This window comes from Saccharomonospora azurea NA-128 (assembly GCF_000231055.2).
GTDB lineage: Bacteria > Actinomycetota > Actinomycetes > Mycobacteriales > Pseudonocardiaceae > Saccharomonospora > Saccharomonospora azurea.
In genome coordinates this window covers 2,260,846-2,274,792 of sequence record NZ_CM001466.1, presented here as the reverse complement: position 1 = coordinate 2,274,792, position 13,947 = coordinate 2,260,846, and the positions used below count along the sequence as shown (strand labels likewise).

The following is a 13,947-nucleotide window of genomic DNA, read 5'->3' as shown; positions in this document are numbered from 1 at the left end:
CATGCGACTGCGTGTCGCGCGGCACTCGCTCCGCCCGGAGCAAGCGATCACCAGCGTCGGGAAGTTCCTGCTCGGCCTGCTGGCGGCCGGGGTGACGATCGTTCTCGCGGCCGTGGACTTCCCGACCGACGCGATCACCGGGGACATGGTCGCGCTGGCGTTCCTCGCGTGGTTCGTCTGCTGGATCGTCGTGCCGATGCTGACCGGGGGCGGCGACGAGACGCTCCGTCCCGAGCACTTCGTGCTGCTGCCGCTGACCTCGCGGCAGGTGGCCGTCGGCCTCCTCGGCATCGCGTTCGTGGGGCCCGGCGCGATCGTCACCCTGGTGGCGGGCGTCGCGCTCGTGGTGGTCGGTAGCGGTCTCGGCACGGCCGCGGTGGTGGTCGCGGTGCCCGCGCTCGTGCTCCAGACGGTGTTCCTGGTGCTCGTGGGACGCGTGGTGATCGCCGGACTGGGCGCCGCTCTGCGCTCGCGGCGCGGCAGGGACATCGCTCTGCTGCTGGTGGCGTTCCTCTGCGTCAGCGCGTTCCTGCTGCGGTACCCGATCCAGTCGTTGGGCCCTGCGGTCGTCAACGGCGAAGCGCCGGTCTTCTCCACGGTGCTCCACGTCCTGCCTTCGGGGTGGGCGACCTCCGCGGTCGAGGCGGCGGGACGGTCCGACTGGCTCGTCGTGGTGGCGGCGCTGGCCGGCCTGGCCGTGCTGGTGGCCGGACTGATGGCGGCCTGGGCGCCGTTGATCGAGCGGCGCATGACGACGCGGTCGGCGAGCGGACGCGACCAGCGGGCCGGAGACGGCGTGCTGCGCCGCGTGTTCCCCGCCAACCCGGTCGGCGCCGTCGCCGTCAAGGAGGTCCTCACCTGGAGCCGGGACGCCCGGCGGCGGGCCGTGCTGGTGACGTCGCTGGCGGCTCTGCCGGGTGCGGTGGTCCCCGCGATGAGCGGATTCGATGTGCTCCTGCCGTTCGGCGGGATGTTCGTGCTGGTGCTGGCCTGCGCGGAGACGTCCAATCTGTACGGTCTCGACGGCACCAAGCTGTGGCACACCATCCTGAGTCCGAACGCGTTGAGGGCGGACGTCCGCGGGCGGCAGCTCGCGTGGGCGGCCGTGGTGACGCCGTTCTGCATCGTCCTCACGCTCCTGCTCACCGTGGTGAGCGGGTTGGAGTGGGCCTGGCCGTGGGTGCTGGCCCTGCTGCCCGCGCTCGTCGGTGGTTGTTCGGGGGCTGTCGTGCTGTTGTCGGTCATCGCGGCCTATCCGGTGCCGAAGAACGCCGACAACAACCCGTTCACGTCGGGGACGAACCCGCACTACCTGCAACTGGCGATCATCCCGCTGGTGTTGGCCATGGTCGGTCCGTCGGCGGCGTTGTTGATCCCGGGTGTCGTCGACGACGACCCGCTGTTGAGCTGGACGGCGGTTCCGGTGGGTGTGCTCACGGGCGTGGTGATGGCGTGGCTGTGCGGGCGCATCGCGGCACGGAGGCTGGAGGTCGGCGCGGTTGACCTCCTGGGAGTGGTCCGACAGGGTGTGTGATCCCCCCACACACGGCCGCGGACCACGGCTGAGCGGCGGACTCCGGTCCGCCGCTCAGCTCTTTTCCGGCAACTCGACGGCGTTTCAGGACGCGCGGAGCGGGAGCGAACGCAGCCCGCGGATGACCAGCGAGCGGCGGACCTTCGGTGTGCCGCCGAGCGTGAGCTTGGGCATGCGGGTCACCAGGCTGCGGAACGCGATGTCCCCTTCGAGGCGGGCGAGTGGCGCGCCGATGCAGTAGTGGATGCCGCTGGAAAACGAGAGGTGGTCGGGTCCGTCGGTGCGGTGGATGTCGAACGTGTTCGGCTCCCGGTACACCTCGGGGTCGCGGTTGGCGGCGCCGATCAGCAGGATGACCTGGCTGTTCGCGGGGACGGTGAGGCCGTGCAGCTCGACGTCCTCGTGGGGGACGCGTTGTGACTGCTGCACCGGCGACTCGTAGCGCAGGGTCTCCTCGACGACCTTGGGGGCGAGGTCGGGATCGTCCCGGAGCTCTGCCCATTGCTCGGGGTGTCGAAGGAGGGCGAGCGTGCCGTTGCCGATCAGGTTCGCCGTCGTCTCCGAACCCGCGATGGCCAGCAGGCCGAAGATGTTGAGCAGCTCGTCCGCGGTGAGTTTGTCGTCGGCCTGCGCCTGCACCAGTGCCGTGGTCAGGTCGTCGCGTGGGTCGGCGCGTCGTTGTTCGACGAGCTCTCCGAAGAGGACGTGGAGTTCGCGGAGCGCGACCTTCAACTCCTTGGCGAAGCCCACGGAGCTGACACCGTCCAAAGTAGCTCCGATGACGGCGCCGTGGCGCAGGAAGTCGTCCCAGCGGTCCTCGCCGATGCCCAGAAGCTCACCGACCACGGCCAGCGGCAGCCGGGTGGCGAACTGCGTCACCAGGTCGAAAGTGTCGTGGTGGTCGAGCTCGTCCAGCAGGCCGTCGCAGGCACGCTGGATCGCCGGGCGGAACCGTTCGATCCGGCGCGGAGTGAACGACGGCGCGACCAGCTTACGGAGCCTGCCGTGGTCCGGTGGGTCGAGTTCGAGGAACGACACGTCGAGCTTCGGCAGGTCGTCCACCTGCGCCGCGGGCAGCCGACCGTCGGTGGTGCGGATGCCGAACCGCTTGTCCCGCAGGATCGAGTTGATCAGAGGATGGCTCGCGGTCACGTACGGGCCGAGCTTGCTGCGGTGAAGCGGTCCCTTGGCGCGCACCCGGTCGTGCACGGGGTACGGGTTCTCCTGACCACGCAAGAGATCCGCGAACGGATCGCCCAGGACCCCGCTGAGGCGGATCAGTGCCCGGGCCGCGAAGAGAGTGGCGCCGAGCCGGATGTCGCCCGCTCTGCTCCTGGTCGCCGTTGTCATGAGCCGTTCCTCCCCGACCACAAGCATCCGGCCGCGCACACACGACGGCCACACCTGGCCTTCCAGAATGGGGGCCTGGACGGGGCGGCAGAACCCCTATTCAGCCCCTAGTCGCCACCGCGGCAAGCGCACGGTCGACCGGAATCGAATGGGATCGGCGTTCCATTGTCACGCCCCTGCTGCGCGATTGTCGACGCGATGTCGAGAATGGTCCCGGTAACGGAGTTCGTGGTTCGGAGAACTGTTGTCGAGCCTCGATGCAGCGCAGGAAAAACAAAGTGGTCGGCACGTTGCTTTCGGGTGTTTAATGTCGAAGGGGAGTCACAGAGATCGCGATTAGCGGGGGACGGGGAGTGCGTTGTGAGTCAACTCGTGTCCGACCACGAGACGGCGGCCGAGCGAGGGGGAGACGACGCGCGGCCCGCCTTCCACGGCAGACCGGTCGGGTTGCTCGCCGGACTCGTCGGCCTGGTGCTGCTGGGGACGAGCTGGGCCTACGGCTATCACCGTGACGAGCTGTACTTCCTCGCCGCCGGTGCCCACCTGGACTGGGGCTACGTCGACCAGCCTCCGCTCGTGCCGGTGCTGGCGTGGACGCTGGACTGGATCTCCGGTGGTTCGCTTGTCGCGGTGCGCCTGCCGGCGATCGCGTGCGTCGTGTTGGGGATGCTGGTCACGGCGGCCATCGCGCGCGAGTTCGGGGGCGGCAGGCGCGCCCAGGTGATCGCCTCGATCGCCTACGGCACCACGCCGATCACCCTGCTGGTCGGCCACTGGTTGGCGACCAACTCGCTGGACATGTTCTTCTGGGCCCTCACCACCTTGTTGCTGGTCCGCTGGGTGCGCTCGCGGGACGACCGGCTGCTGGTGCTGCTCGGCCTCAGCGCCGGTCTGGCACTGCAGGCCAAGTACCTCATCGTGTTCTTCCTGGTCGTCACGGTCGTGGCAGCCGCGATCGTGGGGCCTCGCGAGGTCTTCGCGCGTCCGAAGCTGTGGCTCGGTGCGGGGATCGCCGTGGTGGCCGCACTGCCGACGGTGTTGTGGCAGGCGACCCACGGGTGGCCTCAGGTGGAGATGAGCGAGGCCATCGCCGACGCCGCCGAGGCGACGGGTGGCCGGGCCGGGTTCGTGCCGACGCTGCTGTCCCTGGCCGGGCTGTCGGCGGTGCTGCTGGTGTACGGCGTGGGGAGGTTGGTGGCCTCGCGGGAGCTGCGGCCGTGGCGCTTCCTCGGGTGGTCGTTCCTCGGTCTGGTGGTCGTCTTCGTCGCGGTGAACGGCCGGGCGGACTACCTGGGCGGCATGTTCCCGTTGCTGATGGCCGCGGGCGCGTCGGGGCTCGGGCCGTCGCCGCGGACCCGCTGGGTGCCGTGGGTGGCCTGGCCGGCGTTGACGGCCACCGCGGCGTTCGCGGTCCTGTTGACGTTGCCGGTGGTGCCCGTGCAGTCGCTGGCGTCGTCGATCCAGCGGGACGCCGAGTCCGTGCAGACGGTGGGGTGGCCCGAGTTCGCGCGGTCCGTCGGCGAGGTCTACGAGGAACTGCCCCCGGACACCGCGGTGCTGACCGACGACTACGCCCAGGCCGGTGCCCTGTACAGGTTCGGTCCCGAGCACGGTGTGCCCGCCGTGTACAGCCCGCACCGCGGGTACTGGTACTTCGGCGCACCGCCGGACCACACCACGACCGTGCTCGTCGTCGGCGGCGAGGACGCGGAGCTGCGCCGGTTCTTCGGATCGGTGCGCCCGGCCGGTGCCACCGCCGACCCGTACGGCGTGACGAACCTGGCGTCGAACGTGCCGATGTGGGTGTGCGAACAGCCCCTGGCCGAATGGCCGCGATTGTGGGAGCAGATGCGCCGCATCGCGTGAGTCGGGGTCGAGTAGGGGTGCCTCGCATCGATCATCGGGTTTATGCTCGCCAGCGGCGGTATTCGGCGATCTTTCGTGCCCATTGATGAGGCCGGATATCGTTTCGCTGGGAGGAAATCATGGCCGGAACAAATCCCGTGGTCGATCCGGTCCACGTGGTTTCCGAAAACGGTGGCGATGCGTCCGCTTTCTTCTTTCCCGGACTCGACGCGTTCACACTCGCGGAGATCGGGAAGTTCTTCGTGCTGAGTCCGCACGCGCGCGAACGGCTCGCCGTCGCCGACGACGTGCTGGGCCGGTCGGTGACCCGGGCGCTGCGCGACTCGGACGACTACGCCTCACCGGTCGCGCGCGTGGCCTCGCTCGTGAACGCGCTCGCGCTGGCGGACTGGGCCCGCCAGGAACTCGGTGTGGAGCCGCGGTACTGCCTGGGCATGAGTTTCGGAGAGCAGATCGCGGCCACGTACGCGGGGTGTCTCTCCCTGGAAACCGCCGTGTCGGTGATCGCGCGGATCGGTGAGTGCGAGCTGGAGTACTTCCGTTCCGAGCACCGAGAGCTGGTCACGCAGGTCGTGACGCGGCTGCCGGCGAAGCGGAGGGACGACATCCTCGCCGACCTCGCTGCCCGGGACGTCTTCCACGAGGTGTCCGGCCGGGTCGACGAAGGCCACTACCTGATCACGCTGCCGCGCGAGCACCTGGCCGACTTCACGGCGACGGTGAGCAGCGCGGGCGGGTACGCACTGCAGACGATGGACCCGCCCGCACACTGCGCCGTCTTCGCGCCCCTGAGCGAGAGGGTCGCGAAGGAGGTGCTCGCCGACGTCGAGTTCGCCGACCCCGCCGTGCCGATCGTGTCCGATGAGGACGGATCCGTCGTCACGACCGGGGCCGGGGTGCGGGACATGGTGGCGAGCGGGTTCGTGCGCCCCTTGAACTGGCTGTCCACCGCCCCGGCGTTGGCCGGGCTCGGGGTGCGGCGGCTGTACGTGGTCGGGCTCGACCGGATGTGGCACCGGTTGTCCGTGACCAAGAGCAATTTCGACGTCACGCCCGTGAACCAGGCACGCGTGTTGCGCTACCGCCGGGGCTGACCGGGCCGCTTGAGTTCGTACTGACGAAGTGCGTGGGGAGTATTGGCGATGTCCAGTTCGGATGATGTCATCGAGTCCAACCCCGACCGAGCGGACGCGTTGCGCGACCGGTTGGCGACGGCCTCCGCCACGGAGCGCCGACACCAGTTGCTCCGGTTGGTGCGCGATCATCTCGTCGAGGTGCTCGACGGGGCCGACCCGCACACAGTGGGGGCCCGCACGGTGCTGCTGGACCTCGGACTGGATTCGATGGCGGCGGTGGCGCTGCACCGCAGGCTCGTCGCCGCGACGGGTCTGGACCTGCCCGTGACCCTCGCGTTCGACCACCCGACGGTCGCCGACCTGGCGGAGCACCTGGACGCGACGTTGCGGGGCGCCACCACCGACGCCACTGACGCCACCGACGCCGCGCCGGAGCGGGCAGGTGGGGCGGCGACGTCGCAGGACGACCCGATCGCGATCGTCGCGATGGGGTGCCGGTTCCCCGGTGACGCGCACACGCCCGAGAAGTTCTGGGAGCTGATCGCCTCGGGCACCGACGCGATCGGCGGCTTCCCCGACGACCGGGGCTGGGATCTGGCTGCCCTGTCCGGCGGCGGTGACGATCCGGGGCCCGTGAGCATCACGGATCAGGGCGGCTTCCTGCCGGACGCCGACAAGTTCGACGCCTCGTTCTTCGGCATCAGCCCGCGCGAGGCGCTCGCGATGGACCCGCAGCAACGCGTGCTGCTGGAGGTCTCGCTCGAAACGTTCGAGAACGCCGGTTTCGATTTGAACGAGGTCCGGGGCAGCCGGGTCGGTGTGTTCGTCGGCGCGGAGAACCACGAGTACGGTCCCCGCACGCACGACGCCACCGACGGGCTTGAGGGGTACCTCGTCACGGGCACCGCCGCGAGCGTCGTGTCCGGTCGGGTGGCGTACGCGTTCGGCCTGCAGGGGCCCGCGGTCACGATCGACACCGCGTGTTCGTCGTCGCTGGTCGCCCTGCACCTCGCCGTGAAGTCGCTGCAGAACGGCGAATGCGACCTCGCTCTGGCGGGTGGTGTCGCGGTGATGTCGAGCCCGGCCTCGTTCATCGCGTTCAGCCGCCAGCAGGGGCTCGCCGCCGACGGCCGGTGCAAGCCGTTCGCCGCGGCCGCGGACGGGACGGGCTGGGGCGAGGGCGTCGGCCTCGTGCTCGTGGAGCGACTGTCCGACGCGCAGCGCCACGGCCATCACGTGCTGGCGATCGTGCGCGGCTCGGCCGTCAACTCCGACGGCGCGAGCAACGGACTCACGGCGCCGAGCGGCCAGGCCCAGCAGCGGGTCATCCGTGAAGCGCTGGCCGGGGCGGGCCTGACCCCGAACGACGTGGACGTCGTCGAGGCGCACGGGACCGGCACCAGGCTGGGCGACCCGATCGAGGCCCAGGCACTGCTCGCGACCTACGGGCGCGAGCGGGAACGGCCGCTGCTGCTCGGCTCGGTGAAGTCCAACATCGGGCACACGCAGGCCGCTGCCGGAATGGCGGGCGTGATCAAGATGGTGCACGCGATGACGCACGGCGTCGTGCCCCGCACCCTGCACGTGGACAAGCCCACCGAGTTCGTCGACTGGTCGTCGGGCGCGGTCCAGCTGGTCACCGAGACGACGGACTGGCCGGACGCCGACCGTCCGCGTCGTGCCGCGGTCTCGTCGTTCGGCATGAGCGGGACCAACGCCCACACCATCCTCGAACTGCCGGAACCCGAGGCGGCGGAGGCCGAGACACAACCCGACGGGGATTCCGACGCCACCGACGGCGTCGTTCCGTGGGTGCTGTCCGCCCGCTCGGCCGCCGCGCTGCGAGCGCAGGCGGCCACCCTGAAGTCGTTCGTCACCGAGCGGAAGCCGGGGACCGCGGCGGAGATCGGTGCCGCGCTCGCCACGACCAGGACCGCCTACGAGCATCGCGCGGTCGTGCTCGGCCGCGACCTGGAGACGCTGCTGGCCGGGCTGGACGGCGTCGTCGACGGCACGGTGCCCACGGCGACGGTGGCGGAGAACGCCTCCCAGGCGGTCTTCGTGTTCCCCGGCCAGGGCTCGCAGTGGGTCGGCATGGCGTTGGACCTGCTCGACAGCTCGCCGGTCTTCGCCAAGCGGATGCGGGCCTGTGTCGCCGCGCTGGAACAGTTCGTCGACTGGTCGCCGTTCGACGTGCTCGCCGCGCCTGCGGACGACGAGCACTGGCAGCGGGTGGACGTCGTCCAGCCGCTGCTGTGGGCGGTCATGGTGTCGCTCGCGGAGGTGTGGCGTGCGGCCGGGGTCGAGCCCGCCGCCGTCGTCGGCCACTCGCAGGGTGAGATCGCCGCGGCGTGTGTCGCGGGCGCGCTGAGCCTGGACGACGCGGCCTGGGTGGTCGCGTTGCGCAGCCAGGCCATCGCCGCGAGGCTCGCCGGGCTGGGCGGCATGCTGTCGGTGGCCGCGCCGGTGGCCGACGTCGAGACACGGCTGGCCCGGTGGGGCGAGCGGCTGTCGGTGGCCGCGGTCAACGGTCCGGCCGCCGTGGTGGTCGCCGGGGAACCGGACGCTCTGGCCGAGTTGCAGCAGGCGTGCGAGGCCGACGGCGTGCGCGCCCGGCTGGTCCCGGTGGACTACGCCTCCCACTCCGCGCAGGTGGCCGAGGTGGAGGAGCACCTGCTCGACGTGCTCGCCCCGATCGCCCCGCGTGCCCCGCGCATCCCGTTCTACTCCACAGTGGACTGCGAGTGGGTGACCGAGCCCGCTCTGGACGCCGAGTACTGGTACCGCAACCTGCGCCGGACCGTCCGGTTCGCCGAGTCGGTCGAGGCCGTGCTCGACGCCGGGCACGGGGCCTTCATCGAGATCAGCGCGCACCCCGTCCTCACCGCGGCGATCCAGGACACGATCGAGTCGGCCGGAGCCGACGCGGCGGCGCTCGGAACCCTGCGGCGTCAGGACGGGGGCTGGGACCGGTTCCTGACGTCGTTGGCGGAAGCCCACGTCCGTGGTGTTCCCGTGCGGTGGAACACGCTGCTGCCGTCCGTGCGCCGGGTTGATCTGCCCAACTACGCCTTCCAGCGGGAGCGCTACTGGCTCGACGCGGGCACCGGCACTCCGGCCGACCTCGCGGCCCACGGGCTGAGCCCGGCCGGGCACCCGATGCTCGGTGCGGTCGTCGGCGTGGCGAGCGACGACACCCAGCTGTTCACCGCGAGGTTGTCCGTCGAGACCCACCCGTGGCTGGCCGAGCACGCCGTCTCGGGCAGCATCCTGCTGCCGAGTACCGCGTTCGTCGAGCTCGCCCTGCACGTCGGCGGTCTGCTCGGGCTGCCGCAGCTCGAAGAACTCACGCTCGAAGCGCCGCTGATCGTCTCGGACGACGGTTCCGTGGAGCTCCAGGTCGCCGTGAGCGGAGTGAGCGACGAGCCCGGTGGACGCGGCTTCGTCGTGCACTCACGCGTCGCCGAGGGGCCGTGGACCCGGCACGCCTCGGGCACCCTCGGGCCCGACGCGGCCGAGGGCGAGAGCCTCGGGGAGTGGCCGCCCGCGGGCGAGCCGCTCTCGACCGAGGGGTTGTACGACCGGTTCGCGGAGCAGGACTGCGTCTACGGCCCCGCGTTCCACGGGCTGCGGGCCGCGTGGTCGCGTGGCGACGAGGTCCTCGTCGAGGCCGTGCTCCCGGAGGGAACGGACGCCCAGGGCTTCGGGCTGCACCCGGTGCTGCTGGACGCCGTGCTGCAGGCGACCGAACTGGCCTGGCCGGCGACCGGCCCGGTGCGCATGCCGTTCGCCTGGTCCGGGGTCACCCTGCACGCCGTGGGTGCGACGTCGGTGCGCGCCCGGATCGTCCGGACCGGAGCGGACTCCGTGCGCGTGCACGCCGTGGACGCCGTCGGCCTGCCCGTGCTCACGGTCGACTCGATGGTGACGAGGCCGATCGTCGTGGAGCGGACCGGGCAGGTGCCGCCCGACTCGCTGTTCCGCGTCGAGTGGACGCCCGGTGCCCTCACCGCGAACGACGTGCCGGACCACGAGATCGTGTCGTTCACCGACGCGACCGGCCGGGACCCGGAGCAGGTGCACGCGACCGTCGCCCGCGCACTCGCCACCGTGCAGGGGTGGCTCGCCGACGGGCCGGCGGACGCGAAACTCGTGGTGGTCACCAGCAACGCCGTCGTCGGCGAGCCGGTGGCGACCGCGCAGGCGGCGATCTGGGGCCTGGTGCGGTCGGCCGAGGTGGAGAACCCGGGCCGGTTCGTGCTCGTCGACGTGGACGAACACCCGGATTCGACGGCCGCGCTGCCCACTGCCGTCGCCTCGGGCTGCCCCGAGGTCGTCCTCCGCGAGGGGAAGGCGCTGCTGCCGAAACTCGCGAGGGTGAACGCTCCCGCCGCGGGCACCCTCGGCGGGAACGGCACGGTGCTGGTCGTCGGCGGCACGAACGGGCTGGGCACCCTGGTGGCGAAACACCTCGTCGCCGAGCACGGGGTCCGCAAGCTCGTGCTGACCAGCCGCCGGGGACTCGACGCCCCCGGCGCTCGCGAGGTGCAGGCCGACCTCTCCGCGGCCGACGACGTCGAGGTCACGGTCACCGCGTGCGACGTGGCCGACCAGGACGCCGCCGCGGAGCTGATCGCGGGCATCCCGGATCTCACCGCCGTCGTCCACACGGCCGCCGTGCTCGACGACGGCCTCGTCACCGCACTCACCCCGCAGCGCCTCTCCGCTGCGCTCCGGCCGAAGGTGGACGGCGCGTTCCACCTCCACGAGCTGACGCGCGACCGCGATCTGACCGCGTTCGTGCTCTTCTCGTCGGTGGCGGGCACGGTCGGCGGTGCGGGTGTCGCGAACTACGCCGCAGCCAACGCCTTCCTCGACGCGCTCGCCCGCGACCGGGCCGCCGACGGCTTGCCCGCGCTCTCGCTGGCGTGGGGCGTGTGGGGCGGTGGCCTCGGAATGACCGAACGGTTGTCCGAGACCGACCTGCTGCGGCTGTCCCGCGAGGGCCAGAAGCCGATGACGCCCGAACAGGGGCTCGCTCTGCTCGACGCCGCGTTGGGCGGAAGCGATGCGGTCCTGTCACCCATGCTGCTCGATCGCGCGACGTTGCGCGCGCAGCCCGACACGCTGCCGCGGTTGCTGCGCGGTGTGGTGCGGACACCGCGTCGGGCGGCGGCCGGTGGCGGTTCCGGCGACCGATCGCTCGCGGACCGGCTCGCCGCGCTGCCCGAGAGCGAGCGGGACCGGGTGCTGTTGGAGCTCGTGCGCGGCAGTGCCGCCGCCGTCCTCGGACACAGCGACGCGGACGCCGTGGAGGAACGCAGGGCCTTCAAGGACCTCGGTTTCGACTCGGTGACCGCGGTCGAGCTGCGCAACCGCCTGGCGTCGGCGACCGGACTGAAGCTGCCGGCGACACTGATCTTCGACTTCCCGTCGCCGATGGCGATGGTGGCTCACCTGCGTCGCGAGCTGCTGGGGGAGAAGACCGCGGTCCGTGCGTCGACGACCACGACCTCGACCGACGAACCGGTCGCGATCGTGGCGATGAGCTGCCGGTTCCCGGGCGGCATCAGCACGCCGGAGGAACTGTGGGAGCTGCTCGCCGACGGGCGTGAGGCGATCGGCGACTTCCCGGTGGACCGTGGCTGGGCACTCGACGAGCTGATCTCCTCCGACCCGAGCCAGAGCGGCACCAGCTACACGAGCCGGGGAGGGTTTCTGGAGGACGCCGCCGACTTCGACGCGGCGTTCTTCGGCATCTCGCCGCGTGAGGCGTTGGCGATGGATCCGCAGCAGCGGTTGCTGTTGGAGACGTCGTGGGAGGCGTTCGAGCGCGCGGGCATCGACCCGCTGTCGCTCGCGGGCAGCCCGTCCGGCGTGTTCGTCGGAATGTCCTATCAGGACTACGTGACCCGGCTGAACCGGATTCCCGACGACCTGGAGGCCTACACCGGCAACGGCACCTCGCTCAGTGTCGCCTCGGGCCGGGTGGCGTATTCGCTGGGCCTGGAGGGCCCGGCGGTGACGATCGACACCGCGTGCTCGTCGTCGCTGGTGGCGATGCATCTGGCGGTGCAGTCGCTGCGGCGGGGTGAGTGCAGTCTGGCGTTGGCCGGTGGCGCGGTGGTGATGGCGTCGCCGGACATGTTCGTGGAGTTCTCGCGTCAGCGGGGGCTCGCGGTGGACGGCCGGTGCAAGGCGTTCTCCGCCGACGCCGACGGCTTCGGGGCTGCCGAGGGTGTCGGGTTGCTGGTGCTGGAGCGGTTGTCCGACGCGCAGCGCAACGGCCGGAGAATCCTGGCCGTGGTCCGTGGGTCGGCGGTGAACCAGGACGGTGCGTCGAACGGCCTGACGGCCCCGAACGGTCCGTCGCAGCAGCGCGTCATCCAGGCGGCTCTCGCCGACGCGGGCCTGTCGCCCTCGGACGTGGACGCGGTGGAGGCGCACGGTACGGGCACGTCGCTGGGTGACCCGATCGAGGCGCAGGCACTCCAGGCCACGTACGGGGTCGACCGGGACCGGCCGTTGTGGTTGGGGTCGGTGAAGTCGAACCTCGGCCACACGCAGGCTGCTGCGGGCGTGGCGGGCGTGATGAAGATGGTGCTGGCGATGCAGCACGGTGTGGTGCCGGCGACGCTGCACGTCAGTGAGCCGTCGCCGCACATCGACTGGTCCGCCGGCGCGGTGGAGCTGGCGACGCGGCCGGTGGAGTGGCCGCAGACCGACGGGCCCCGGCGGGCGGGTGTGTCGTCGTTCGGCATCAGTGGCACGAACGCGCATGTGATCGTGGAGCAGGCTCCCGAGGTGGAGCCGGTCGAGGTGTCGTCGCGTCCGGTGGTGCCGTGGGTGGTGTCGGCGAAGTCGGAGTCGGCGCTGCGTGAGTTCGCGGGCCGGGTCGCCGACTATGGCGAGGGTGCTGCTGCCGGTGATGTGGCGGTGGGTCTTGCCGGTCGTGCGGCGTTCGAGCACCGCGCGGTGGTGCTGGGCACAGATCAGGTGGAGTCGCTGCGCGCGGTGGCGGCGGGCGAGAGTCCTGCGGGCACGGTAGCGGGTGTGGCGTCGCCGGTGGACCGTGTGGTGTTCGTGTTCCCGGGGCAGGGTTCGCAGTGGGTCGGTATGGCCGCCCGGCTGTTGGACGAGAGCCCCGTGTTCGCGCAGCGGATGGGTGAGTGTGCTGAGGCGCTGGCGCCGTTCGTCGATTGGGATGTGTTCGACGTTCTCGCCGATGAGGCTGTGCTGGCTCGGGTTGATGTGGTGCAGCCGGTGTTGTGGGCGATCAACGTGTCGCTGGCCGCGGTGTGGGAATCGCTGGGTGTGGTTCCTGGTGCGGTGGTGGGGCACTCGCAGGGTGAGATCGCCGCAGCGGTCGTCGCCGGTGGGCTGTCGCTGGGTGATGGTGCGCGGGTGGTGGCGTTGCGCAGTCAGGTCATCGCCGCCCGATTGGCGGGTGCGGGTGGCATGTTGTCCGTGGCCGCCTCTCTGGATCAGGTGACCTCTCGCCTTGTCGATGGGGTGTCGGTCGCGGCGGTGAACGGCCCGAACGCGGTCGTCGCTCTCGGGCGACCCGGACACGCTCGTCGAGGTGCAGTCCGGGTTCGAGGCCGAGGGGGTTCGCGCTCGCCTGGTCGCGGTGGACTACGCGTCCCACTCGGAGCATGTCGAGACGATCGAGTCCGAGCTCGCGGAACTCTTGGCGCCGGTCGAGCCGCAGTCGGGTCGCATTCCCTTCTATTCGACCGTCGATTCCGCGTGGTTGGACACCACTGAGCTGACGGGCCGGTATTGGTATCGAAATTTGCGGCAGACGGTGGAGTTCGCCGCCGCGATCGAGCGTTTGTCCGGTGAAGGTCGCCAAGCCTTCATCGAGGTCAGTGCGCATCCGGTGTTGACGATGGCGATCCAGGACACCGCCGAGCACACCGACCGCTCCGCCGCCGTGGTCGGCACGCTGCGTCGCGACGAAGGCGATCTCCGTCGCCTGCTGACCTCGGCGGCGGAGGCGTTCTGCGCCGGAGTGGACGTCGACTGGAAGACCGTCACCGCGGGCGCGGGCAGCACACCGTTCGATCTGCCGACCTACCCCTTCCAGCACCAGCGCTACTGGCTCACCGAGCCCGACGA

General features: G+C 71.1%; 5 protein-coding genes and 1 pseudogene. 5 read left to right on the top strand and 1 reads right to left on the bottom strand.

Annotation, left to right across the window (positions count from 1 at the left end; all coding sequences use genetic code 11):
* The first annotated feature begins 1 nt into the window (after position 1).
* Entirely contained in the window at positions 2 to 1,534 is a 1,533-nt protein-coding gene (locus SACAZDRAFT_RS09990; RefSeq protein WP_232286400.1) for a hypothetical protein, read from the top strand.
* Positions 1,535 to 1,618: 84 nt separating this feature from the next.
* On the opposite strand, the gene SACAZDRAFT_RS09985 is transcribed toward SACAZDRAFT_RS09990, so the two are convergent.
* Positions 1,619 to 2,884, bottom strand: a complete 1,266-nt coding sequence (locus tag SACAZDRAFT_RS09985; protein ID WP_005441186.1) for a cytochrome P450 — start codon at positions 2,882 to 2,884, stop codon at positions 1,619 to 1,621.
* A gap of 360 nt (positions 2,885 to 3,244) precedes the next feature.
* On the opposite strand from SACAZDRAFT_RS09985, the gene SACAZDRAFT_RS09980 reads away from it, so the two are divergent.
* The 4 genes and pseudogenes from SACAZDRAFT_RS09980 to SACAZDRAFT_RS24165 form a co-directional block, all read left to right on the top strand.
* Positions 3,245 to 4,750 (top strand): ArnT family glycosyltransferase, encoded by a 1,506-nt coding sequence (locus SACAZDRAFT_RS09980; protein WP_005441184.1) that lies wholly within the window; start codon positions 3,245 to 3,247, stop codon positions 4,748 to 4,750.
* 119 nt (positions 4,751 to 4,869) lie between these two features.
* Entirely contained in the window at positions 4,870 to 5,844 is a 975-nt protein-coding gene (locus SACAZDRAFT_RS09975; RefSeq protein WP_005441182.1) for an ACP S-malonyltransferase, read from the top strand.
* Between the two features lie 48 nt (positions 5,845 to 5,892).
* Positions 5,893 to 13,593, top strand: coding sequence for a type I polyketide synthase (locus tag SACAZDRAFT_RS23765; protein WP_005441180.1), 7,701 nt, complete (start codon positions 5,893 to 5,895; stop codon positions 13,591 to 13,593).
* Positions 13,487 to 13,786 (top strand): annotated as a pseudogene (locus tag SACAZDRAFT_RS24165) (acyltransferase domain-containing protein); the annotation flags it as partial. The gene SACAZDRAFT_RS23765 and the pseudogene SACAZDRAFT_RS24165, both read left to right, overlap by 107 nt.
* Between the last annotated feature and the right edge of the window lie 161 nt (positions 13,787 to 13,947).

Excerpts from the sequence above, each read along its gene's own strand:
- SACAZDRAFT_RS09975 (WP_005441182.1), top strand. The coding sequence starts at position 4,870 with ATGGCCGGAACAAATCCCGTGGTCGATCCGGTCCACGTGGTTTCCGAA.
- SACAZDRAFT_RS09990 (WP_232286400.1), top strand. The coding sequence starts at position 2 with ATGCGACTGCGTGTCGCGCGGCACTCGCTCCGCCCGGAGCAAGCGATC.
- SACAZDRAFT_RS09985 (WP_005441186.1), bottom strand. The coding sequence starts at position 2,884 with ATGACAACGGCGACCAGGAGCAGAGCGGGCGACATCCGGCTCGGCGCC.
- SACAZDRAFT_RS23765 (WP_005441180.1), top strand. The coding sequence starts at position 5,893 with ATGTCCAGTTCGGATGATGTCATCGAGTCCAACCCCGACCGAGCGGAC.